This window comes from Streptomyces sp. NPDC051662 (genome assembly GCF_040681655.1).
Classification (GTDB): domain Bacteria; phylum Actinomycetota; class Actinomycetes; order Streptomycetales; family Streptomycetaceae; genus Streptomyces.
In genome coordinates this window covers 29,046-51,162 of sequence record NZ_JBFAZD010000035.1, presented here as the reverse complement: position 1 = coordinate 51,162, position 22,117 = coordinate 29,046, and the positions used below count along the sequence as shown (strand labels likewise).

The following is a 22,117-nucleotide window of genomic DNA, read 5'->3' as shown; positions in this document are numbered from 1 at the left end:
TCCGGCCATGCCACAACCAGGGGGTGACGCGATTATGAGGCGCTCTTCAAGAATTGTTCCGAGCAATGGCGTCCGATCATGTGGGCAGGTATCCCGCGCCCGCGGAAAACGGAAGCGGAACGCCCCCTGAGAACCTCGGAAATCATGCGCGCGAACCCTTGTCGAGCAATTCAGGAGGCGACGGTACGAGGCCGGTCTGTGAGAGTCATCGTGCCGATGCGATGGCTGTCATCGCATAACCCAGGGGGAGTTGACATGAATCACCGCGGAGATTCACTCAGACAGGGCGCACCGAGGCGTTCGGTGCTGCTCGGAATTGCCGGAGGCGCGGGGATCCTCGCGACCGACGGCCTGGGTCTCGCGGCCTCGCCGGCCGCCGCCGCGCACGGAGAGGTCCGCCACCACTTCGACTTCGACAGGGGCAACGCCCCCCTGGAGGTCTTCGGCCCCGTCTCCGGAGGGCCGGTGCGGGCGGCGATCGAGCCGAACGATGCCTCGCTCATCATCCGCTTCTCGAATCTCGTGGCGCACGCCTGGTTCGACGCCATCGCCCCGTACCATCCGAGCGCGATCGGTATCCACTCGGACCTCGGCCGCCGTCCGGCGAGCGAGAGGGCGACCAACAAGTTCAGGAACGTCGCTCTCATGTACGCCACCTACGGCATGTACGAGGCGCTGCTGCCGAAGTACTCGACCATCTGGCGCGATGCCATGACATCGGTCGGACTGGACCCCGACGACGCCCAGGAGAACACCGAGACACCCGTGGGGATCGGGAATCTCGCGGCACGGGGCGTGATCGCGAGCCGGGCGCACGACGGTATGAATCAGCTGGGCGACCACGGTGGGCGGGAGTACAACCGGCAGCCGTTCGCGGACTACACCGGATACCGGCCGGTGAACACCGCCTACGTACTCCGTGATCCCTCGCGCTGGCAACCGGCCGTTGTGACCAAGGGCGGTGGCATCTTCCACGTCCAGCAGTTCGTGACGCCCCAACTGCGGCTGGTCCGTCCCTACTCGTATGCCGATCCCAGTGAGTTCCGCGTCGCGAAGCCCACGGCGAGTGACCACCACAACCGAAGGGCGTACACGCGTCAGGCCGACGACATGCTCGCCATGTCGGCGAGCCTGACCGACGAGCAGAAGATGAAGTGCGAGATGTTCGACGACAAGTTCACGAGCCTCGGCGCCGCCGTCGGCTCCGCGTCCGAGAACGCCGGACTCGACCTGGACGGATGGGTCCATCTCCACGCGGTCGCCGACACCGCGACCTTCGACGCCAGCATCGCGGCCTGGTACAACAAGAACGTCTACGACGCGGTCCGCCCGGCCACCGCGATCCGCCATGTGTACGGAGACCGGCCGGTGACGGCGTGGGGCGGGCCGGGCAGGGGGACCGTCAGGATCCCGGCCGACCAGTGGCGGAGCTATCTGAACGTCCCGGACCACCCCGAGTACCCTTCCGGCTCGACCGCCCTGTGCGCGGCTGAGGCGCAGGCGGTACGGCGCTTCCTCGGCACCGACGAGGTCAGCATCCGTATTCCGCGCCCCAAGGGCTCGTCCCTGGTGGAACCAGGTGTCACACCGCACGAGGAGATGGTGCTGAGTTGGGACTCCTGGACCGACTGGACGCGCGACTGCGGACTCAGCAGGTTCTGGGGCGGTGTCCACTTCATGCCGGCGATCGAGGCGTCCTGGGACATGGGGCGCAGGATCGGCGACCGCGCCCACGAGTTCGTCCGCGCTCACATCGACGGGAGGGTGTGACAGCCGATGAGCGGTCGGCCGGTCGCGCCAGAATCCACACCAACTCCCGTACACAGCAAGTGAATCAAGAGAAACACGCGACCGCCGGCCCCCGTCGCCGATAGGCTGCCGATCAACCCTCCTTGTCCCCCCACGCGTTGTCGACGCCGGGACTCGTAACCCGTGATCAAGACATGGAAAGCTGAGGAAGCCACTGTCATGAATGTTGCCCTGTGGATCGTCGCGGGAGTTCTGGCCTTCTTGTTCGCCGCTGTCGGCCTGATGAAGATCTCCAAGCCCAAGTCCGAACTGGCGGCCGGCAACATGACATGGGCCGAGGACTTCTCGTCCGGCGCGGTGAAGACGATCGGGGCGGTGGAAGTGCTCGCCGCGATCGGGCTCGTGCTGCCCGCGGTACTCGACATCGCCGTGGTTCTCGTCCCGCTCGCCGCGACGGGGCTGGCCGTCACCATGGTCGGCGCCGCTGTCGTCCACGCCAGGCGCAAGGAGAGCTCGGCCATCGTCGTCAACGTTGTCCTGCTTGCCCTGGCCGTCTTCGTCGTCTGGGGCCGCTTCGGATCCCACAGCTTCTGACAACAGGGCGGGGGACTGGCGAGCCCGCTCGCCAGTCCCCTGTCATCAGGACGCGTGCACCGACCACTCGACCGGCAGCGCCAGAAGAATCGGCGGGTTCGCCCAGCCGAGCGGGCGCAGCGTCATCTGGACCGCCGCATCGGTCTCCGGACCGATGGTGACCGGGCCCGCCGTACCGACGAGCAGGGGATGTGCCGTCGACGCGTTGCCCGGCAGCGGCCCCTGCGCCGCCGCGTGCACATACCAGCTTCCCCGCGGCACGCCCTTGATACGGAACTGGCCCGAGTGGGCGATCGTCGCCCGCGCGGCCGGAGACCGCTCCAGGATGGGGCTCTCGAACACTCCGAGGTAAATGCCGGAGTCGGTTCTGTACGGGCTTCTCACGACACCCGAGATCGATCCGCCACTGTCCGGCCGTGTCTCGTCCGGCCGTGTTTCGTCCGGCCGTGTTTCGTCCGGCCGTGTCTCGTTCGGCGCGAGTGAGATCCGGCGCGGTGACGGTTGCGTGTTCCCCAGGGCATTGTGCCGGTACTGCGTCGGCGAGAATCCCACGGATTCGCTGAAACGGCGCGTGAAGCTGCCCGTGCTGCTGTAGCCGACCTGCGCACCTATGTCACTCACGTTCAGTGAGGTCGAGACCAGCAGTATCTTTGCCTCATGCAGCCTCACGGCGCTCAGGAATCGGCCCGGCGTGACACCTGTGATGCGCCGGAACGTTCGCAGAAAATGAAACTTGCTCACCATCGCGGTATGGGCTAAGTCGTCGAGTGTGAGCGGTTCTGAATACCTTTCGCGTATCGTTTGCACTGCACACTGAATTGCGTGTTCCATTGTGCTCCCCCGTGAATACTTCGCCTGCGGAAAATCCGTGTAACGCGATGTGTTGCGCGTTGAATGTGCGATTCGATGTGTGGTGAATCGCAGGTGTTTCAGGGGTTGTGTCGTGGCGAGGGCTCGGTGTCCGTTGTTGCGGTGTGGCCCGTTCTCAATGGTGGCGGATGTCTTCAGCAGAGGGTTGCAGACAGAACAAGCCTCTGTCTTCTTCGTTTTTGCGGTTACGGTAAAGGTCGCATCAATTGAATTGGATGATTTTCCTCCGTTTGTTTGGAGGGCGGCCCTCCGATCGGAATGATCGCTTCCGAGAATGGGGCGGGTGAGTGGGTGGCCTTTCCCCGCGTAGAGCAGAAAAGGGCCTCCGCCCGCGTTGCGGCGACCCGGATCCGAATCGCCGCGACACGGGCAGAGGCCCTGAAGCGCGGAATGCGTCTTTGCCGCTACACCACGGCCACTATCTCGGCCGTCTCCGCGGTGGAGTCGGTCGTGAGCGCGAACGCGGGGCCGGCCTCCGGGATCGTCGGCGCGGCGGCGAGGGCCTTCTGCATGGCCGCGGCGGACTCCCAGTACCAGTGATCCACCCATGATCCGTCCTCAAGCCGACCGAGACGCGCCTCGGTGAGCCCGGGGAAGGACTCCCGGACGGCGGCGATCAGCGTCGCCCGCTTGTCGATCATCGCCTGGTCGTTGGCGGGGTCGGTCTTGAAGCGCGTGATCCGGACAACCGTCATGCCAAGTCCCTCTCTAGAGTGCCTATCTCATGTGGTACTCTAGATGTACACTACGTTGAAGAGTCAAGTGTCCTGGTTGCTCAATTCCGGCGGGCAGGAGGCCGCTTGGCAGTCGCCCGGCCATCTGTTTCCCTCAGTCCGCTTCGGCTTCGAGGTGGGCGGGGGCGGACGCGTGGCGCGCCGTTCAACTCACGGGGGAGTCCTGATGCGGCCTGAGATCGAGGGTGTTGTCGAAGCCATACGCGATCGGTACGACGAGGATCTTTCCCTCTGCGTCCTCGCGGACATGGCGCGATTGAGTTCGTTCCATATGTCGCGCATCTTCCGGCAGGAGACCGGGCTTCCGCCGACGCGCTTCCTCTCCGCGGTGAGGCAGGAGGTCGCGAAGCGAAAGCTCCTCTACACCTCGGACCGGGTGGCCGATATCTCGGTGCAGGTGGGGTACTCCAGCCTGGGGAGTTTCACGACGCGCTTCACCAGGAGTGTCGGTGTCCCGCCCGGCCGGTTCCGCCGGCTTGCGCAGCTGGGGCAGACCGCCATTGATTTCACCGCGGGGAAGACGGATGACGCGCCCTTCGCCTACGGGTCGTTCCGGGGGAGGGTCTACAGAAGCGACGGGTTGGACGATGAGCCCGTCTTTGTGGCGGCGATTCCCCCGCTGGCGCGTTATGAACGTCCTTCGCGCTGTTGTCGCACCGAGCACGGCAGTGGGGACTGGAACATTGAGTACGTTCCCGAGGGGACCTGGTACCTTCAGGCCGTATCGCGTCGGAGCGGCGGCGGAAAGCGCCCCATCGTCGTCGAGAGCGTCGGCCCCTTTTATATCGCGCCGGGCTCTGTGATCACAGTGGATCTCGTTCTGAAATGCCCGTCGCAAACGCGTGTCTTCGATGCCGAGCGGGCCACTATCGGCGCCGCGCTTCCGGAGCTCTTCGCGTCCTGAAGGAAGTATTGCGCCGGGTTGAGCAATCCTGGAGAAGACATATTTGACCTGCCGCCTCAACAATGGCACAACGGTGCGGTCCGCACCGCAGTTGCTGTCTTTTGAGGAGGGCACGTGGGCGTGGTCGGCGGACACGCGGTGATTATCGGAGGCTCGATCGGGGGACTGGTCGGGGCCCGCGTTCTCTCCCGCAGATTCGAGTCGGTGACCGTGCTCGACCGGGACACCTTCCCCGAGGGCGCGGACAACCGCAAGGGAGTGCCCCAGAGCCCGCACGCTCATGCCCTGCTCATCAGCGGGCGCCAGAAACTGGAGGAGCTCTTCCCCGGTCTCACCGACGAGCTGATCACCGGCGGCGCGGTGCCCTTCGATCCGGGCCGCGACCTGTTGTTCCATCAGATGGGCGCGCTGCGGACCCGGTTCACCAGCGGCCGGCTCGGCATCAGCCTCACCCGTGCCTACCTGGAACACACCATCCGGCGACATGTCGCCGCGCTGCCCAACGTCGAGATCCTCGACCGGACCGCCGTGAGCGGACTGTTCGGTGTGCCCGGCCGGGTGCTCGGGGTGGAGCTGGACGACGGCCGCAGGCTCGGTGCCTCCCTCGTCGTCGACGCCACCGGGCGCAGTGCCGGCCGGACGGACCGCTGGCTGCGACGGCTCGAATGCCCGGCGCCGAAGACCACCACCGTCAGGATCGATGTCGGATACACCACCCGTGTGATGCACCGCGCGGGTGGCGAACTCCACGACGACGCCCTCCTCTATCTGATGTCCGCGGTGCCGCCGGACGACAAGCGGGCCGCCGCGGTGTTCGCCGTGGAGGGGAACCGATGGATGGTCACCCTCGGCGGCTGGCACCGCGCCCACGCGCCGGTGGACCCCGAGGGCTTCGCCGCGTTCGCGGACGCCCTGCCCAGCCCGCATGTGTCCGATCTGCTCGCCCGGACCAAACCGGTCAGCGACGACAACGCGGAGCGCTTTCTGTACCCGGCCGCGCGGCGCCGCTGGTTCGAGCGTCTGAGGAAGGTCCCCGAGGGCTTCGTGGCGCTCGGGGACGCGATCTGCAGCTTCAACCCGCTGTACGGACAGGGCATGACGGTCGCCACGCTGGAGGCGGTGGCACTCGGCCGGTGCCTGGACCGGTACGGCGCGGCCACACCGGCCATGGCGCGCAGGTTCTACCGGGCGGCGTCGCGGGTGATCGACACACCGTGGCGGATGTCGACGAGCAGTGACTTCATGTATCCCGAGACGGCCGGGGCCAAGGGCATCGGCACAGATGTCGTGAACCGCTACGTACGGCAGGTCATGCTGGCCAGTCATGTGTCGGTACCCGCGCACCGCGTCATGCTCGATGTGCAGCATCTGCTGGCCGGGACGGCGTCGGTCGTCCGTCCGGACAGGGTGGTCCGGTCGCTGATAGCCGCACGCCGGTCACCGGCCCACCCCGCGGCCGGCGGACCGGGGGCCACCGCCGCTTCCGACTCCTGACCGGGGCGTTCCTCCGGACCGGAGGAACGCCCAGCGGCCCGTACCGGTCTTCCCCGTGGCCGGTGCGGGCGATTCCCGTTCCGCCGGTGACGCGGTCGCCGGCATGACCGCGTGCCCGGCGGCCCGGGGCGGCAGTCATAATTGCCTGGCTTGCTGGAGTGGACGGGTGCCCGTGTACGACGGGTCCTTCGGACGGTCCGCCCAGCGGCGCCTGACATGCCGCAGCAGTGAGTAGGAAGTGATCGAGAATGGTGAAGGAAACCCCCGGCCGCCGGCTGAAGGCGCAGCAGACCCGCAACCGGATGCTGGCAGCCGCGATGGCACTGTTCATCGAGCACGGTTACGGCGCGACGACCATCGAGTCCATCGCCCGTGAGGCAGGCGTCGCCGTCCAGACGATCTACTTCTCGTTCGGGAGCAAGCAGCGGATTCTCAAGGAACTCATCGACGTTCACATCGCGGGCGACGAGGATCCCGTACCGACGCTGGAGCGGCCCCAGGTGGTCGAGGCGCTGGAGACGGAGGACCCGCATCGGCAGCTGCGGCTCCAGGTGCATCTGACGCGCCTTGTCTTCGAGCGGGTCGGTCCGCTGCTCGAAGTGTTGCGCAACGCGGCGGCGACCAGCGGGGACGGGGCCGAGCTGTGGGAGGCGAACAAGCGTCAGCGACTGGTCGTCCAGCGGCGTTTCGTCGAGTCGCTGGAGAGCAAGGGGGCGCTGCGCGAGGGACTCGGTGTGGAGCGGGCCGTGGACATCTCGTATGTGCTGCTCGGTCCCGAGCTCTTCCATCTCCTGGTGTCCGAACGCGGCTGGACGCCCCAGGAGTGGGAGCAGTGGGTGTACGAGGGGCACTGCCTCCATCTGATCGGTGAGCCGGCCTGATCCATCGGGGCGCGCGGCGTTCGAGTTTCGTCGGCGATGGCCACGGCGAAGCTGTTGACGGCATCACCTCTGAATTGGTGAGTCGTCGGCCGGCGTTATGAGCAATCTGGGAGACGCCACCGGGCGGCGGGCTGGGCGAAAATGGGCGACGAGTGAAAGTGACGCGTCAGACCCGACCTAGTCCGAGAGTTGCTGATGACGGAATTTCTCGCCGATACGCCGTACGTTCCGGCAAGTTTCCACCAGTGGTTCGAGGCCGCTCGCAGGACCATCTACACGCAGGTGGAGCGGGTCCCGCTGGCATCCGTGCACGGGTGGGACTGCTCGCCCGACCTGCCGGCCATGACCCATCGCAGCGGTCGGTTCTTCTCAGTCGAAGGGCTTCGCACACATCATTCCCGAGGCGTTGTCCCCTGCTGGGATCAGCCGATAATAAATCAGCCAGAAACGGGAATCCTCGGAATTCTGGTGAAGCGCGTCGACGGTGTCCTGTACTGCCTTGTGCAGGCCAAGGCGGAACCGGGAAACATAAACGGACTTCAGCTTTCACCCACGGTGCAGGCAACGCGGAGCAATTTCAGCGGCGTGCATCGCGGAAAGTCCGTACCCTATCTGGCGTACTTTCAGAACGCCGCCCCGCACCGGGTGATCGCCGATGTGCGGCAGTCCGAACAGGCGTCGTGGTTCCTGCGCAAGCGCAATCGCAACATGATCGTCGAGGTCCGGGAGGACGTCGAGGCGATCGACGGGTTCCACTGGCTGAGGCTCACCGACGCACGCGGGCTGCTGAGGATCGACGACCTGATCAGCATGGATCTGCGCAGCGTGCTGGCGTGCATGCCGTTCGGCGGGGAGCGGCATGTGACGCGGCCGATGTCGCCCTGCGGCCCCACCACCACCGAGGAGATCCTGAGCTGGATCACCGCCGCGCGCAGCCGGATCGAGGTGCGTACCGAGCAGGTGCCGCTGGGGAAGCTCGATCAGTGGCGGCGCGAACCCGCCGCCATCGTTCATGAGAGCGGCCGGTTCTTCGATGTGATCGGCGTACAGGTGAAGGCCGCCGGCCGGGAGGTCGGGGAGTGGGCACAGCCGATGATCGCCGCGCACGGGATCGGTCTCGTCGCCTTCCTCGCCGCCCGCTTCGACGGCGAACTGCATGTGCTGGTGCACCAGCGCGCGGAACCGGGGTTCGTGGACGTGGTGGAGCTGGGTCCCACCGTCCAGTGCACCGCGCGCAACTATGACCGGCTGCCGCCCGAGGGGCGCCCGCTGTTCCTCGACGAGGTGCTGACGGCGGAGGCGGACCGGATCCTGTTCGACGTCATCCTGTCCGACGAGGGCGGCAGGCTCTACCACACGCGCAACCGGCATCTTCTGATCGAGACGGACGAACGGCCGGACCATCCCGACTTCCGATGGATGACACCGGCACAGCTCTCCGGGCTGTTACGCCACAGCCACTACCTCAACATGCAGGCCCGGAGTCTGCTGGCGTGTCTGCACGCGCTCTCCGCCTCGGCCGGCCCGGCCCGCGAGCCCGCGCGAGGAGTCGAGAGCGTATGACCTCGCAGCGACCGGGCCCGGGCGAGCTGCCCGTTGTCGTCGTACTCGGAGCGTCCGGATTCGTCGGATCGGCGGTCACCTCGGCGCTCGCGCGTCTGCCCGTACGGCTACGGGCGGTGGCCAGGCGGCCGAGTCGGGTGCCCGGCGGAGTGCCGGCCCGCACCGATGTGCGTACGGCGGACCTCACCCGCGCCGGGGCGGTGGCCGAAGCCGTCGCCGGCGCGGACGCGGTGATCCATCTCGTCACACACAGCGGTGGCTGGCGGGCGGCCGAGAACGACTCCTCCAGCCGGGCGGTCAATGTCGGTGTCATGGAGAACCTCTGTGCGGTCCTGCGCGGCGGCCGAGGGGAATCACCCGCCCCGCCGATCGTGTACGCGGGTGCCGCCTCCCAGATCGGCCTGCCGCCCGAGCGCCCCATCGACGGCAGCGAACCGGACCACCCGGGGACCGCGTACGACCACCACAAGCTGGCCGCCGAACGGCTGCTGAAGGAGGCCACCGCGGCGGGGGCGGTGCGGGGCGCGAGCCTGCGGCTGCCGACGGTGTTCGGGCATGTCGCGGCGGAGGGCGTCGCCGACCGGGGCGTCGTGGCCTTCATGATCCGCCGCGCCCTGGCCGGCGAGCCGCTCACCCTGTGGCACGACGGAACGGTCAAGCGGGACCTGGTGCATGTCGACGATGTGGCCCAGGCGTTCGTGGCCGCGCTCGACCATCCGGACCCGCTGTCCGGCGGCCACTGGCTGCTCGGCGCGGGTCGGGGCGATCCCCTCGGCGATGTGTGCCGCACCGTGTCCGAGCTGGTGGCGGCCCGGCTGGGGAAACCGCCGGTACCGGTGGTCTCCGTGGCGCCGCCCGAGAGCGCGCCCGCCACCGACTTCCGGAGCGTCACCATCGATTCCTCCTCGTTCCGGTCGGTCACCGGCTGGCGGCCTCGGATACCGCTGCGTGTGGCACTGGAGCGGACCGTGGCCGCCTTGGCCGAAGCCCATGCGACGTGAGGGGACAGCTGTGTACGGACCGGAGTTCGCCGAGATCTACGACCAGGTGTACGCGCTGCGCGGCAAGGACTACCCGGCCGAGAGCAAGTATGTGACCGAGCAGATCCGGGGGCGGCTGCCCGAGGCCTCCTCGCTGCTCGACGTCGCGTGCGGCACCGGAGGCCATCTGCGCTACTTCGACGAGCTGTTCGAGCATGTCGAGGGGGTGGAGCTCGCCGAGTCGATGCTGACCGTCGCCCGGGACCGGATGCCCGGCGTACCCCTGCACCAGGGCGACATGCGCGCGTTCGACATCGGCCGCACCTTCGACGCCGTCGTCTGCATGTTCGCCGCCGTGGCGCATCAGAGCGCCGACGAACTCGCCGGTACGATGCGCTGCTTCGCGCGGCACGTGCGCCCCGGTGGTGTGGTCGTCGTCGAGCCCTGGTGGTTCCCCGAGTCCTTCCTAGAAGGCTATGTCGCGGCCGATGTCCTCACACCGGACCACCGCACCATCTCGCGGGTGTCGCACACCCGGCGCGAGGGCGAGGCCTCACGCATGGAGGTGCACTACGTCGTCGCCGACGCCGAGGGGGCCCGGTACTTCACCGAGACCTACCTCCATCAGCTGTTCCCGCGCGACCTCTACGAGCGGACCCTGCGCGACGCGGGTCTGACCCCCGAGTACATCGACGATGCCCAGTCCGGCCGGGGCCTGTTCCTCGGCGTGAAAGAAGGAGCGGAGCGTCCATGACGACCAGAGTCTGGGGCTATCTGGAGGAGTACGAGGCGGAGCGGAAGGAGATCCTCGACGCCGTCGACACCGTCTTCAGCTCGGGCCGGCTCGTGCTGGGCAGCAGCATGCACGGGTTCGAGCGGGAGTTCGCGGCCTACCACGGGGTGCCGCACTGCGTCAGTGTCGACAACGGCACCAACGCCATCAAGCTCGCGCTCCAGGCTCTCGGTGTCGGACGGGGCGACGAGGTCGTCACCGTGGCCAATACGGCCGCGCCGACCGTGGTGGCCATCGACGCCATGGGCGCCACCCCGGTCTTCGTCGACATCGATCCCGACACCTACCTCATGGACACCGCACAGGTGGAGGCGGTCCTGACCGACCGGACACGCTGCCTGCTGCCGGTCCATCTGTACGGGCAGTGTGTGGACCTGGAGCCGCTCCTGGGCCTCGCGTCCGAACACGGCCTGTTCCTGGTGGAGGACTGCGCCCAGGCACACGGCGCCACCCGCCACGGCGGACTGGCCGGCACCACGGGGGACGCCGCGGCCTTCTCCTTCTATCCGACCAAGGTGCTCGGGGCGTACGGCGACGGCGGCGCCACTCTCCTCCGCGACGAGGAGACCGCCCGGCGCATGCGCCGGCTGCGCTACTACGGCATGGAGGAGCGCTACTACGTCGTCGAGACCCCGGGGCACAACGCCCGGCTCGACGAGGTCCAGGCGGAGATCCTGCGCCGGAAGCTTCCCCGGCTCGACGGCTATATCGCCGCGCGGCGCGCCATCGCCGAGCGCTATGTCGACGGCCTCGCGGGCACCGGCCTCGTCCTGCCCGCCGTCGCGCCGGGCAACGACCACGTGTACTACGTGTATGTGGTGCGCCACCCGGAGAGGGACCGGATCCTGGCGGCGCTCAAGGACCGCGACATCGAACTCAACATCAGCTATCCGTGGCCCGTCCACACCATGACCGGGTTCAGCCATCTCGGCCTGCGGGCGGGGTCGTTGCCGGTGACCGAGTCGCTCGCCGACCAGATCTTCTCGCTGCCGATGTACCCGTCGCTGTCTCCCGACACCCAGGACAGGGTGATCGGCGCGCTGCGCGAGGTGCTGGCCGCGCTGTAGCGCGCCGCCCCGCCCGCCCCCAGTGGACCCGCTCAGGAGGAGCCATGGAAATACGTGAACTCGCCGTCGAGGGAGCAGTGGAGTTCACTCCGCGGGTCTTCCCCGACGAACGCGGTCTCTTTGTCTCGCCGTTCCAGGAGGCGGCCTTCGAGAAGGCCGTCGGGCACCGTCTCTTCCGGGCGGCGCAGACCAATCACAGCCGGTCCCGCCGCGGCGTCGTCCGCGGGGTGCACTTCACCGTGACACCCCCCGGCACCGCGAAGTACGTCTACTGCGCACAAGGCGCCGCGCTCGATATCGTCGTCGACATCCGGGTCGGCTCACCGACGTACGGACAGTGGGACGCCGTGCTGCTCGACCCGGTCGACTTCCGAGCGATGTACTTCCCCGTCGGTGTCGGTCACGCCTTTGTCGCGCTGGCGGACGACACCGTCATGTCCTACATGCTCACCAGCGGCTATGTCGCCGAGAACGAACTCGCCCTCTCCGCCTTCGATCCCGCGCTCGGGCTCCCGATCCCCGCCGGCATCGACCCCGTCGTGTCCGAGCGGGACATGGCCGCACCGACGCTCGCCGAGGCAAGGGCGGCCGGTCTGCTCCCCGACTACGCCACCTGCCAGGAGCTGACCCGGTGACCGGACACCCCCGCCGGAGGACGCGGAACGGCTCGGCCGGCCCGGCCGGACACGGAGACAGACACTCTCGGAGGACCGCATGTCGACCCGCAGGACTGTGAACTCGTCGGTCGGACGGCGCGGGGTGACCCCCGCCGAACGTTCCCCGGCACCCGACATCGCGCGGGGCTTCATGCTGTTGCTCATCGCCCTGGCTCACGCGCCCATGTACGTGACGACCAGTGACCCGGGCGTGGTGACGCACCCGAAGGGGGGCGACGCACTCGACCGCGCGGTCACGTTCCTCAGCCTGGACCTCGTCGACAACCGTGCGTACCCGATGTTCGCCGCCCTCTTCGGATACGGCATGGCGATGCTTGTCATGCGCCAGCGTGCGGCGGGTACGTCGGCGCCCGCGGCGGCCCGGCTGCTGCGCCGGCGCGGAGTGTTCCTCATCCTGTTCGGCTTCGTCCACTTCGTGCTGATCTTCCCGGCGGACATTCTCGCGCCGTACGGAGTCGCGGCGCTGGCCCTCGGTTGGCTGCTCACCCGGAGTGACCGCGCGCTGGGCAGGGGTGTGGTGATCAGCGCGGCGGCGGCGACCGTTCTGGCCACCCTGCTGTCCATCGCCGTGGCCATGGAGGAGAGCGGAAGCGGCGAGGAGGTTCGCGGCACCGTCTGGGCCCACAACTACGGTGAGGCGGTGGTCGAGCGGCTCTCGCAGGTGCCGTTCGCCTCGGTGCACATCCTGCTGGGCTGGCCGATCCCCACCGCCATCCTGATCGGTGCCGTGGCCGCGCGCAGGCGCTACCTCGACGACCCCGCCCGGCACCGCGCCCTGCTCAAGCGCGTGGTGCTCATCGGTGGTCTCGTGTCGGTGCTCGGCGGTGTGCCGCTGGCGCTGGTGGGCGCCGGCTCCTGGCAGGCCGGTGACCTGGCCACGGGCTCGGTGACCGCGCTGCATGTGATCACGGGCTTCGCCGGAGGCCTGGCCTACGCCGCCGCGTTCGGGCTGTTGGTGGCGCGCCTCCAGGACCGGGGCCGGACCCCGGGGCCCGTGGCAGGCGCGCTGGCCGCGGTCGGCCGACGCTCGCTGACGTGCTACCTGCTGCAGTCCTCGCTGCTCGCGCTGATCCTCGCCCGTGTCGCCTTCGGCGTCGGCGACCGGATCCATGCCACCGGGGCGGCCGTCATCGCCGTATCCGTCTGGCTCACCGTGCTCGTCGTGGCCGTCGCGCTTGAGCGTGCCGGGCGCAGGGGGCCGTTGGACGCGCTGCTGCGCCGGCTCGTCTACGGGGGGCCCGCCGACCGGGGAGCGGAACAGGCAGCACGGGACGGGGCCCGGCCCGGGACGGAGCCGGCGGGGAAGCCGGAGCCGGTGACGAGGGCCGAGTCGTGAAGGCGCTCGTCCTGGCCGGCGGCACAGGAACCAGGCTTCGGCCCTTCAGCCACACCATGCCCAAACAGCTCATCCCCATCGCCAACAAGCCGGTGCTCGTGCATGTCCTCGACGACATCCGCGCACAGGGGATCACCGAGGTGGGCATCGTCGTGGGGGGTTACGCGGATGACATCGCCGCGAGGCTCGGCGACGGCTCCGCGCTCGACCTGCGGATCACCTATCTCCACCAGGACGCGCCCCGGGGGCTGGCCCACGGTCTGCTGATCGCCCGGGAGTTCCTGGGTGACGCGGACTTCGTGATGTACCTCGGCGACAACATGCTGCCGCGGGGCATCGCCGACATCGTGGCCGACTTCCGCACAGGCGGGGCGGACGCCCAGCTCGCGGTCCAACCGGTCGATGATCCACGGGCCTTCGGCATGGCCGAGCTGGACGACCGGCAACGGGTGACCCGGGTCGTGGAGAAGCCCGCCCACCCGGTGGGCGATCTGGCGCTCATCGGTGTCTATGTCTTCTCCCCGCGGGTCCACGAGGCGGTCGCGGCCATCGTGCCCAGTGCGCGCGGGGAGTTGGAGATCACCGATGCCGTCCAGTGGCTGATCGCCGCGGGCCATGACGTCCGGGCGTCCCACTACACGGGCTACTGGCGGGACATGGGCACGGTCGACGACATGCTGGAGTGCAACCGTGAGCTGCTGCGGACGCTCACCCCTTCCGTGGCGGGCAAGGCGGACGAGGCCAGTGAACTCGTCGGACCGGTGGAGATCGGGGCGGACAGCCGGGTGGTGAACTCGCGTATCACCGGCCCCGTGAGCATCGGCCGGGGGACCGTCATCGAGGACAGCGTCGTCGGGCCCGACACCACGATCGGCGACGACTGCGTGCTGAGCGGCGCCGGTGTGTCCTACTCGATCGTCCTCGACACCGCGACCATCAGCGGCGTCGAGGATCTGCACGGCTCCGTCATCGGCCGGTCCGCACAGGTGGTCTCCGCCGACGGCGACGGACGACACCACCGGCTGATGGTCGGTGACCACGCGCGTGTGTATCTGCTGACGACCTGATACCCGCCGACGGCCTGATACCGGTGGGGAATTCAGGCGGCACAACACGGGAGCCGGCCGGAAAAGCACCGCCGATGGGGCGGAAACGCCAATAAGCAATTTTGCGTGAACGTTGAATCAAGTCGACCCGGTGCTTCATGCGCCCGTTCACTTTTGCGTCGACCCCTGATTTTCGCGAGATGAATTCCGAATGCCCGATCAACTCTCTGTATCTGTCGGACAGGACATCCAGAGATACTCCAGAAGACCTTCATGGGTCGGGCACCACAATATGAGGAATGCCGGTGCGCGCCCCGCGTAATGCGGTGCACGTCTGTTGAAGTAAGGGGAGGATCTCCTATGTCGTCCACTCTCTTCGGGGTGCCTGAAGAATTCGACATCATCGTCATTGGTGGCGGCCCGGCCGGCTCCACCACCGCGGGACTTCTCGCGAAGCGTGGCCACCGTGTCCTCGTACTCGATCGTGAACGGTTTCCCCGATATCACGTCGGGGAGTCGCTCATCCCCGCCTTCATGCGTCCCATGAAGGAACTGGGCCTGACCGAGCGCATGGACGCCCGGGGCTTCGAGCGCAAGTACGGCGGCACACTGGTCTGGGGCAACGCGCAGGTGCCGTGGAACTTCTCGTTCATCGAGGGCACCGCACACGAGTACGCGTACCACACCCGGCGCGCCGACATGGACTCGCTGATCCTCGACCGGGCCCGTGAACTGGGCGCGTTCATCATCGAGGAAGCCACCGTCAAGGAGCCCATCGAGACCGACGGCCGTGTCACCGGTGTCCGCTACACACTGCGCGGCACGGACGGTATGCACGAGGCGCGGGCGAAGCTGGTCATCGACGCCTCGGGCCAGGCCCGGCTCCTCAGCCGCAAGTACGCCGACGTCACCTGGCACGAGGAGCTGCGCAACGTCGCCGTCTGGACGTACTTCGACAACTGCGAGCGGCTGCCGGGCGACGAGTACACCAACATCCTCATCGAGGGCCTGGACGAGGGCTGGTTCTGGGCCATCCCGATCGACAAGGGGACCATCAGCGTCGGTTATGTGACTCGGTCGGAGGACGCCAACAAGGACGGCAAGTCCCTGGAGGACCTGTTCAAGGCCGAGATGGCGAAGTCGACCAAGCTCAAGAAGATGCTCGCGGGCGCCAACCAGTCCGCGGGCTGGCGGACCGCGCGCGACTGGTCGTACACCAGCCAGAGCTTCACCGGTAACGGCTGGGTGTGTGTCGGTGACTCCGCCGCCTTCGTCGACCCGCTGTTCTCCACCGGTGTCGCGCTGGCGACGCTGGCGGGCAGCACCCTGGCGAAGATCGTCGACCAGATCATCAAGCACCCGGAGATCGAGGAGCAGGCCCTCAAGCGCTATGTCACCGCTTACCGGGGCTTCTTCGACGAGATCCGAACCTTCGTCGAGCGCTTCTACGACCGCACGAGGTACAAGGAGTTCTACCACAGCCTCGCGCAGGAGATGGTCGACCCCGATCACGAGCGCACGCCGTCGGCGAACTTCGTTCAGCTGATCTCCGGGCTGAGCGGGAAGCACCCGATGCTCACCCTCACGATCGACGACCTCGTCGACGGGGGCGCCGGGCCGGCCGCCGAGCAGAGTTGAACACCACCCACGACGAGCCAAGGATGAGCGGGACACCCAGGCCATGAGCAGTCACCAGGTGCAACTACTCTTCATTGATCTCGGGTTGATCCTCTTTCTGGCGAGAGGGCTCGGCCATCTCGCGGCCCGGGTCAACCAGCCCGCCGTGGTCGGCGAGATCGTCGCGGGCGTCCTGCTGGGGCCGACCCTGTTCAACGGGGCGATCTCCGATCTGCTCTTCCCCGGCGACATCCGCCCGCTGCTCACGGGCATGGCGGATGTCGGTGTGGCCCTGTTCATGTTCGCCGTCGGTCTGGAGCTGGACGGGGCCACGCTGCGGGGCAGGAGCCGGGTGACCGGAGGCGCGATCCTCGGATCCACCATCGCGCCGTTCCTGCTCGGAATCGGGCTCGCCTTCTATCTGCTGCGCACCCATGAGAGCCAGGACACCGCGGCGTTCGTCGTGTTCATCGGGCTCTCGGTCTCGGTGACGGCCTTCCCCGTGCTGGCCAGGATTCTCACCGAGCGGGGTATCAGCAAGACCGCGCTCGGCGGGATCGCCCTGGCGACCGCCGCGTCCGTGGACGTGGTCGCCTGGACCGCGCTCGCGGCGGTCCAGGCGTCGGCGGGCGGCGGTGGCGAGCACTGGCGCGTGGCGCTCGCCTTCCCGTTCATCCTCGTGATGATGTACGTCGTGCGGCCCCTGCTGCGCGCCGTGTTCGTCAAGGACGGCAAGGCGGTCGCCTTCGCTCCGTGGCACCTCGCCCTGGTCCTCATCGGGGTGCTGCTGTCTGCGGCGGCGACCGAGGCGATGGGAATGCACTTCATCTTCGGTGCCTTCCTGTTCGGCACCATCATGCCGCGGGAGAGGACCCTCGCTCTGCGGAACGAGATCCACGACCGGACGGGGCAGGTCACCTCACTGCTGCTGCCCGTCTACTTCGTGGTGGCCGGCCTCAAGGTCGACCTGAGTTCGATGGGAAGCAGTGACTTCCTCGAACTGGGGGTGATCCTGCTGGTCGCGGTCGCCGGCAAGTTCGGCGGAACGTACGTCGGCGCCCGCAGCCAGGGTCTGCCGTCACGCCCGGCCGCGGCTCTCGGGGTGCTGATGAACACCCGGGGACTGACCGAACTGGTCATTCTCGGCATCGGCCTCCAACTCGGCCTGCTCGACACCGGGCTGTACTCCCTGATGGTCGTGATGGCCGTGGTCACCACGGCGATGACCGGTCCGCTGCTGTCACGCGTCTATCGCAAGCCCGTCGAGGTCCCCCGTGCTCCGCAGTCCGCGGAGCCGGAACCCGTGACCTCTTCTTCGACGTAGGAGGGGAGGAAAGACCATGCGGTTGGTCGGACTTGACCGCGAACTGTCCGAGCTCTCCGAGCTGCTCCGCATCTGCGTCCGCGGCGATGGCGGCGGCGCCGCGGTGATCGGCGGTGCCATGGGCTGTGGCAAGACGGAGCTGCTCACCGCCTGGCAGAGCGAGGCGTCCAACCAGGGCTTTCTGGTTCTCGACGCCATCGGCACCTGGCCGGAGCGCCGGTCGCCGGGCAGCGCGCTGAGACAGCTGCTGCGGTCGGCCGGCGCTCCGCCGGGAGCCGTCGCGCTCCTCGACAGCGTCCACGGCACGTGCCCGGCCGCCGGGGACGAGACGGGTGACCGGCCGTGGACGCTCGACGCGGCCCATACGGACGTCCTGCACCAGTTGTGCGCGGAGATCGTCCGGGCCGCGGAGGACACCCCCGTACTGCTGTGCGTGGACGACGTCCAGTTCACGGACCCGCTGTCCCTGCACTGGCTGCTCCATCTGATCCGCCGGCTGCGGCAGGCACGGGTGGTCCTGGCGCTCACCGAGTGCCCCCTGTCGCGGCCCGCCGATCCCCAGTTGCACGCGGAGCTGCTCCGGCAGCCCAACTACCGTGGTCTGACGCTGGGTACGCTGTCGCCGGCCGGGGTCACGGCCCTGCTCGCCGCTCACCGGGGCGCGCCCCCGGATCCGGCCTTCGCCGAACGGTGCCATCGGGTCAGCGGCGGCAACCCGCTGCTGGTCCGGGCCCTGTGGGAGGACTCCCGCCGTGCCTCCGACCCGGCCATGCCGGTGGTGGGGGACACTTACGGCGACACCCTTCTGAGCTGTCTGCACCGAGGGCGCCCGGCGCTGCTGCGGCTCACCCGGTCGCTGGCGGTGCTCGACGGCGACATCCATTCCCCCGGACATCTCGCGCGGCTCACCGGCCTGGAGCCGGCGGCCGTCGTCCGCGGCACCCACGCGCTGGAGGCCGCCGGTCTGCTGGACGGAATCCGGCTGCGTCACCCCGTCGCCGCGCAGGCCGTACTGGAGGGACTGAGCGCGGCGGAGCGGAGCACCCTGCACCGCGAAGCGGCCCTGATGTGTTACGAGGAAGGTGTCGCCGCGACGCGAACCGCCCGGCATCTGCGCAACTGCGCCGGTGAGGGCGGATCGCTGCCGTGGGCGGTGCCGTTGTTACGGGAAGCCGCGGAGCGGCACCTGAACGGCAACAGGGTGGCGGAGGCCCACTCCTGTCTGGAGGCGGCGCTGCGGTTCGGGGCCGACGACGGTGAACGGGTCGCTCTGCGCGCCCTGCTGGCCTCCACCTCATGGATGCTCAACCCGTCGATCAGCACGCCCCACCTCGGCGAGCTGGCGATTGCCCTGAGCGACGGCCGGCTGTCCACCCGGCACACACTGATGCTGGCCAAGTACCTGTTGTGGCACGGCCGTTTCGACGAGGCGGTGCGTGCCGTCGCCCAGATCGACGACCGGGACGAGCGGGCCGACCCCGAGTACGCGACCGAGGTGCGGGCCACCTGGGAGCTGCTGTCCGTCACCTACCCGGTGGTGCTGGCCCCCGCCCGGGGAGAGCCGGTGAACGGCGACCCGCGCACGCTGAGCGCCATGGCGTTGTCACGGGTACTCGCGCACGGCCCCAGCGAGGGCGCCGTGGCGGAGGCGGAATCGGCCCTGCGCGCCATGCGGCTCGGCAGGCACACCCAGGAGTGGCTGATGTGCGCGGTCGCGGCGCTGTCGTTCGCCGACCGGCCGGACACGGCCGCGCGGTGGTGCGACCACTGGCTGGAGGAGGCACGGGCCCGCAAGGTCCCGTTGTGGACGGCCGAGTTCGCGTCGCTCAGGGCCGGTATCGCGCTGCGGCTGGGAGAGCTGACCCATGCCAGGTCACTGGCCGAGGCCGCGCTCGCACAGGTGCCCGCCGACAGCTGGGGCGTCTGCATCGGTGGCCCGTTGGCCAATCTGATCCAGGCGGCGACCGACACGCGTGACTTCGAAGCCGCCGCCGAGTACGTGGCGCAGCCGGTGCCCGACGGGATGTTCTCCAGCCGGTTCGGGCTCTACTACCTGCACGCGAGGGGCTGCTTCCAGCTGGAGACCGGACGCCCGTACGCGGCGCTCGACGACTTCACGCGGTGCGGGGAATCCATGACGAGCTGGGGATTCGACCAGCCGACCCTGGTGCCGTGGCGCAGCAGCGCGGCGCGCGCGCATCTCGCCCTCTCGGATGTCCGGGCGGCCCGCCAACTCGCGGACGAGCAGGTCGCGCTCGCGGGCGAGGGACTGTCCCGTGCGCGCGGCATCTCGCTGCGGGTGTGCGCCGCCACCCGCGAGCCGGGTGAGCGGACCGGGCTGCTGGAGGAGGCGGTGGCGAACCTCCGCTCCTGCGGTGACCGGTTCCAGCTGGCGGGTGCGCTGGGTGAGCTGGCTCGGGCGTACGCCCTCGCCGGCCGGGACTCCCGGGCCCGGGCCGCGCAGGAGGAGTCGAGGCGCCTGGAGCGGGAGTGCGGGGCCGGCAGGTCGTCCCACGCCGAGGCATGGAGCCTCACGTCCACGCTGGATGAGACGACGCTGGGCCGGCTGAGCGGGGCGGAGCGCCCGGTTGTCGCCCTCGCCGCGCACGGCCGGACCAACAAGGAGATCGCCGACGCGCTGACCATCACGGTGAGCACGGTCGAACAGCACCTCACGAAGGCCTTCCGGAAGCTCGGTGTCCGGACCCGTAAGGAACTGCCGAGGAAGCACTTCCCGGAAGCGGCAGCGAGATGAGCAGGCACCACTGCATATCGGAGAGAGACAGGTGAGCGACTTGCCGCGCAAGGACTCGAAACACAAGCCGAGCGACCAGTACGACGTGGCGATCCTCGGCAGCGGAATGGCCGGCGGCATGCTGGGCGCGGTACTCGCCCGCAACGGCGTCAAGGTTCTGCTGCTCGACGCGGGTACCCACCCGCGATTCGCCGTCGGCGAATCCACGATTCCGTACACCTCGGGCATGACCCGGCTGATAGCCGACCGGTACCAGGTTCCCGAACTGAAGGCACTGTCCAGCTTCAAGGGGATCCGCAAGGAAGTCTCCCGCAACTGCGGGCAGAAGCAGAACTTCGGCTTCGTGTACCACCGTGAGGGCCGTCCGCAGAACCCGGCGGAGGTCAACCAGTTGGTCGTTCCCTCCGCCATCAGGACCGAGACGCATCTGTTCCGGCAGGACATCGACGCGTACCTGTTCCACCTCGCGGTGAAATACGGCGCCGTTCCCCAACTGGCCACCCGCATCGCGGACATCGAGATCGACCCGGACACCGGCGCGGTGCTGCGTACCGAGGCCGGCAAGGAGTTCCGCGCGAGCTACGTCGTCGACGGCAGCGGCTTCCGCTCGCCGCTCGCGGAGAAGTTCGGCCTGCGCGAGACGCCGACCCGGGCGCGCACGCACTCGCGCAGCCTGTTCACGCACATGGTGGGCGTGCGTCCGTACGACCGTTCCCCCAACGGCAGGCGGCACAAGCAGCCGAACCCGTGGCACAACGGCACACTGCACCATGTCTTCGACGGCGGCTGGCTGTGGGTCATCCCGTTCGACAACCACGAGGACTCGCTCAACCCCTTGTGCAGCGTCGGGCTGACGCTCGACCCGCGTGTCTTCCCCAAGGGCGAGGCCACGGCGGAGCAGGAGTTCGACGACTTCCTCAAGCGATTCCCGGAGATCGCCTGGCAGTTCGAGGGCGCCAAGGCCGTACGGCCCTGGGTGTCCACCGGGCGGCTCCAGTACTCGGCCAAGCAGGTCGTGGGGGAGCGGTTCTGCCTCACCTCGCACGCGGCGGGCTTCATCGACGCCCTCTACTCGCGCGGGCTGACCAACACGATGGAACTGGTCAACGCGCTCGGCTGGCGGCTGATCGCCGCCTCGCGCGACGGCGACTGGTCGCTGGACCGGTTCTCGTACCTGGAGAACCTTCAGCAGGGGCTCTTCGACTTCCACGACAACCTCGTCTACAGCTCCTTCGTGGGCTTCAGGGACTACGAACTGTGGAACGCCGTCAACCGGACCTGGATGCTCGGCACCATGCTCGGCAACGTCATGCTCGAAGACGCCTACTACCGGTTCGACACCACCGGCGACACCCAGGTCTTCCTCGACCTCGAACAGAGCAAGCACCCCGGTTCGCCGCTGCCGGTGAGCGCTGGATTCAATGAGATGGGAATTCTCACCCGCGATCTCTGTGAATCCGTGGAAGCGGGAACGATTTCTCCGGGGGAGGCGGCGAAGCGCATTCTTCGGCATATCGAGCAGGCTGACTTCATCTCGCCTTCTTTCCGGCTCGGCAACGAGAGCACCCGCTGCTTCGCCATGAGTCCCGGCAAGATGGCGATGAACGCGGTGTGGTCCCGCAGGGAGGCACCGCCGGAGATCGGGCCGCGCATGATCAATGCGAGTAAGGGGCTGGTCAGGACCCGTCTAAAGGATCTCAAGTGACCCCGGATCAGCTCTAGGGGGCGCCCGT

The 22,117-nt window shown here is 68.3% G+C and carries 18 protein-coding genes; 16 read left to right on the top strand and 2 right to left on the bottom strand.

The features are described 5' to 3' along the window. Positions 1–255: 255 nt before the first annotated feature. On the top strand, positions 256–1,770 hold the full coding sequence (locus AB0M67_RS36595) for a vanadium-dependent haloperoxidase (RefSeq protein WP_365751934.1): 1,515 nt from the start codon (positions 256–258) through the stop codon (positions 1,768–1,770). Positions 1,771–1,968: 198 nt separating this feature from the next. Further along, positions 1,969–2,343, top strand: coding sequence for a DoxX family protein (locus AB0M67_RS36590; RefSeq protein ID WP_365751933.1), 375 nt, complete (start codon positions 1,969–1,971; stop codon positions 2,341–2,343). Positions 2,344–2,388: 45 nt separating this feature from the next. Here AB0M67_RS36590 and AB0M67_RS36585 read toward each other — a convergent pair whose 3' ends face one another. Further along, positions 2,389–3,174 (bottom strand): AraC family transcriptional regulator, encoded by a 786-nt coding sequence (locus AB0M67_RS36585; RefSeq protein ID WP_365751932.1) that lies wholly within the window; start codon positions 3,172–3,174, stop codon positions 2,389–2,391. Positions 3,175–3,617: 443 nt separating this feature from the next. Beyond that, positions 3,618–3,908 (bottom strand): antibiotic biosynthesis monooxygenase, encoded by a 291-nt coding sequence (locus tag AB0M67_RS36580; RefSeq protein WP_365751931.1) that lies wholly within the window; start codon positions 3,906–3,908, stop codon positions 3,618–3,620. 67 nt (positions 3,909–3,975) lie between these two features. Here AB0M67_RS36580 and AB0M67_RS36575 point away from each other — a divergent pair, with 67 nt between their 5' ends. The 14 genes from AB0M67_RS36575 (at position 3,976) to AB0M67_RS36510 (ending at position 22,089) form a co-directional block, all read left to right on the top strand. Then, positions 3,976–4,851, top strand: coding sequence for an AraC family transcriptional regulator (locus AB0M67_RS36575; RefSeq protein WP_365751930.1), 876 nt, complete (start codon positions 3,976–3,978; stop codon positions 4,849–4,851). Between the two features lie 114 nt (positions 4,852–4,965). After that, positions 4,966–6,345 (top strand): hypothetical protein, encoded by a 1,380-nt coding sequence (locus AB0M67_RS36570; RefSeq protein ID WP_365751929.1) that lies wholly within the window; start codon positions 4,966–4,968, stop codon positions 6,343–6,345. Between the two features lie 248 nt (positions 6,346–6,593). After that, positions 6,594–7,226 (top strand): helix-turn-helix domain-containing protein, encoded by a 633-nt coding sequence (locus AB0M67_RS36565; protein WP_365751928.1) that lies wholly within the window; start codon positions 6,594–6,596, stop codon positions 7,224–7,226. Positions 7,227–7,421: 195 nt separating this feature from the next. Beyond that, complete coding sequence (locus tag AB0M67_RS36560; RefSeq protein WP_365751927.1) at positions 7,422–8,789, top strand: NDP-hexose 2,3-dehydratase family protein; 1,368 nt, start codon at positions 7,422–7,424, stop codon at positions 8,787–8,789. Next, entirely contained in the window at positions 8,786–9,790 is a 1,005-nt protein-coding gene (locus AB0M67_RS36555) for an NAD-dependent epimerase/dehydratase (RefSeq protein ID WP_365751926.1), read from the top strand. Before AB0M67_RS36560 ends, AB0M67_RS36555 begins: the two co-directional genes overlap by 4 nt. Positions 9,791–9,800: 10 nt before the next feature. Next, on the top strand, positions 9,801–10,523 hold the full coding sequence (locus AB0M67_RS36550) for a class I SAM-dependent methyltransferase (RefSeq protein ID WP_365751925.1): 723 nt from the start codon (positions 9,801–9,803) through the stop codon (positions 10,521–10,523). Continuing rightward, positions 10,520–11,629, top strand: a complete 1,110-nt coding sequence (locus AB0M67_RS36545; protein ID WP_365751924.1) for a DegT/DnrJ/EryC1/StrS family aminotransferase — start codon at positions 10,520–10,522, stop codon at positions 11,627–11,629. The genes AB0M67_RS36550 and AB0M67_RS36545 overlap by 4 nt, the downstream gene beginning before the upstream one ends. A gap of 44 nt (positions 11,630–11,673) precedes the next feature. Further along, positions 11,674–12,264 (top strand): dTDP-4-dehydrorhamnose 3,5-epimerase family protein, encoded by a 591-nt coding sequence (locus tag AB0M67_RS36540; protein ID WP_365751923.1) that lies wholly within the window; start codon positions 11,674–11,676, stop codon positions 12,262–12,264. 79 nt (positions 12,265–12,343) lie between these two features. After that, positions 12,344–13,642 (top strand): DUF418 domain-containing protein, encoded by a 1,299-nt coding sequence (locus tag AB0M67_RS36535; RefSeq protein ID WP_365751922.1) that lies wholly within the window; start codon positions 12,344–12,346, stop codon positions 13,640–13,642. Further along, a complete protein-coding gene (locus AB0M67_RS36530) occupies positions 13,639–14,709 on the top strand; it encodes a glucose-1-phosphate thymidylyltransferase (protein WP_365751920.1) in 1,071 nt (356 codons plus the stop codon). The genes AB0M67_RS36535 and AB0M67_RS36530 overlap by 4 nt, the downstream gene beginning before the upstream one ends. Before the next feature lie 339 nt (positions 14,710–15,048). Next, the gene (locus AB0M67_RS36525; RefSeq protein ID WP_365751919.1) at positions 15,049–16,326 is read left to right on the top strand and encodes an NAD(P)/FAD-dependent oxidoreductase; all 1,278 of its coding nucleotides are present in this window, start codon (positions 15,049–15,051) and stop codon (positions 16,324–16,326) included. A 43-nt stretch (positions 16,327–16,369) separates the two neighbouring features. After that, positions 16,370–17,629, top strand: coding sequence for a cation:proton antiporter (locus tag AB0M67_RS36520; protein ID WP_365751917.1), 1,260 nt, complete (start codon positions 16,370–16,372; stop codon positions 17,627–17,629). Positions 17,630–17,645: 16 nt separating this feature from the next. Further along, the gene (locus AB0M67_RS36515; RefSeq protein ID WP_365751916.1) at positions 17,646–20,384 is read left to right on the top strand and encodes an AAA family ATPase; all 2,739 of its coding nucleotides are present in this window, start codon (positions 17,646–17,648) and stop codon (positions 20,382–20,384) included. Between the two features lie 31 nt (positions 20,385–20,415). Further along, entirely contained in the window at positions 20,416–22,089 is a 1,674-nt protein-coding gene (locus AB0M67_RS36510) for a tryptophan 7-halogenase (RefSeq protein ID WP_365751915.1), read from the top strand. The last annotated feature ends 28 nt before the right edge of the window (positions 22,090–22,117 follow it).

Excerpts from the sequence above, each read along its gene's own strand:
- AB0M67_RS36595 (WP_365751934.1), top strand. The coding sequence starts at position 256 with ATGAATCACCGCGGAGATTCACTCAGACAGGGCGCACCGAGGCGTTCG.
- AB0M67_RS36590 (WP_365751933.1), top strand. The coding sequence starts at position 1,969 with ATGAATGTTGCCCTGTGGATCGTCGCGGGAGTTCTGGCCTTCTTGTTC.
- AB0M67_RS36585 (WP_365751932.1), bottom strand. The coding sequence starts at position 3,174 with ATGGAACACGCAATTCAGTGTGCAGTGCAAACGATACGCGAAAGGTAT.
- AB0M67_RS36580 (WP_365751931.1), bottom strand. The coding sequence starts at position 3,908 with ATGACGGTTGTCCGGATCACGCGCTTCAAGACCGACCCCGCCAACGAC.
- AB0M67_RS36565 (WP_365751928.1), top strand. The coding sequence starts at position 6,594 with ATGGTGAAGGAAACCCCCGGCCGCCGGCTGAAGGCGCAGCAGACCCGC.
- AB0M67_RS36560 (WP_365751927.1), top strand. The coding sequence starts at position 7,422 with ATGACGGAATTTCTCGCCGATACGCCGTACGTTCCGGCAAGTTTCCAC.
- AB0M67_RS36555 (WP_365751926.1), top strand. The coding sequence starts at position 8,786 with ATGACCTCGCAGCGACCGGGCCCGGGCGAGCTGCCCGTTGTCGTCGTA.
- AB0M67_RS36545 (WP_365751924.1), top strand. The coding sequence starts at position 10,520 with ATGACGACCAGAGTCTGGGGCTATCTGGAGGAGTACGAGGCGGAGCGG.
- AB0M67_RS36540 (WP_365751923.1), top strand. The coding sequence starts at position 11,674 with ATGGAAATACGTGAACTCGCCGTCGAGGGAGCAGTGGAGTTCACTCCG.
- AB0M67_RS36535 (WP_365751922.1), top strand. The coding sequence starts at position 12,344 with ATGTCGACCCGCAGGACTGTGAACTCGTCGGTCGGACGGCGCGGGGTG.
- AB0M67_RS36525 (WP_365751919.1), top strand. The coding sequence starts at position 15,049 with ATGTCGTCCACTCTCTTCGGGGTGCCTGAAGAATTCGACATCATCGTC.
- AB0M67_RS36520 (WP_365751917.1), top strand. The coding sequence starts at position 16,370 with ATGAGCAGTCACCAGGTGCAACTACTCTTCATTGATCTCGGGTTGATC.
- AB0M67_RS36515 (WP_365751916.1), top strand. The coding sequence starts at position 17,646 with ATGCGGTTGGTCGGACTTGACCGCGAACTGTCCGAGCTCTCCGAGCTG.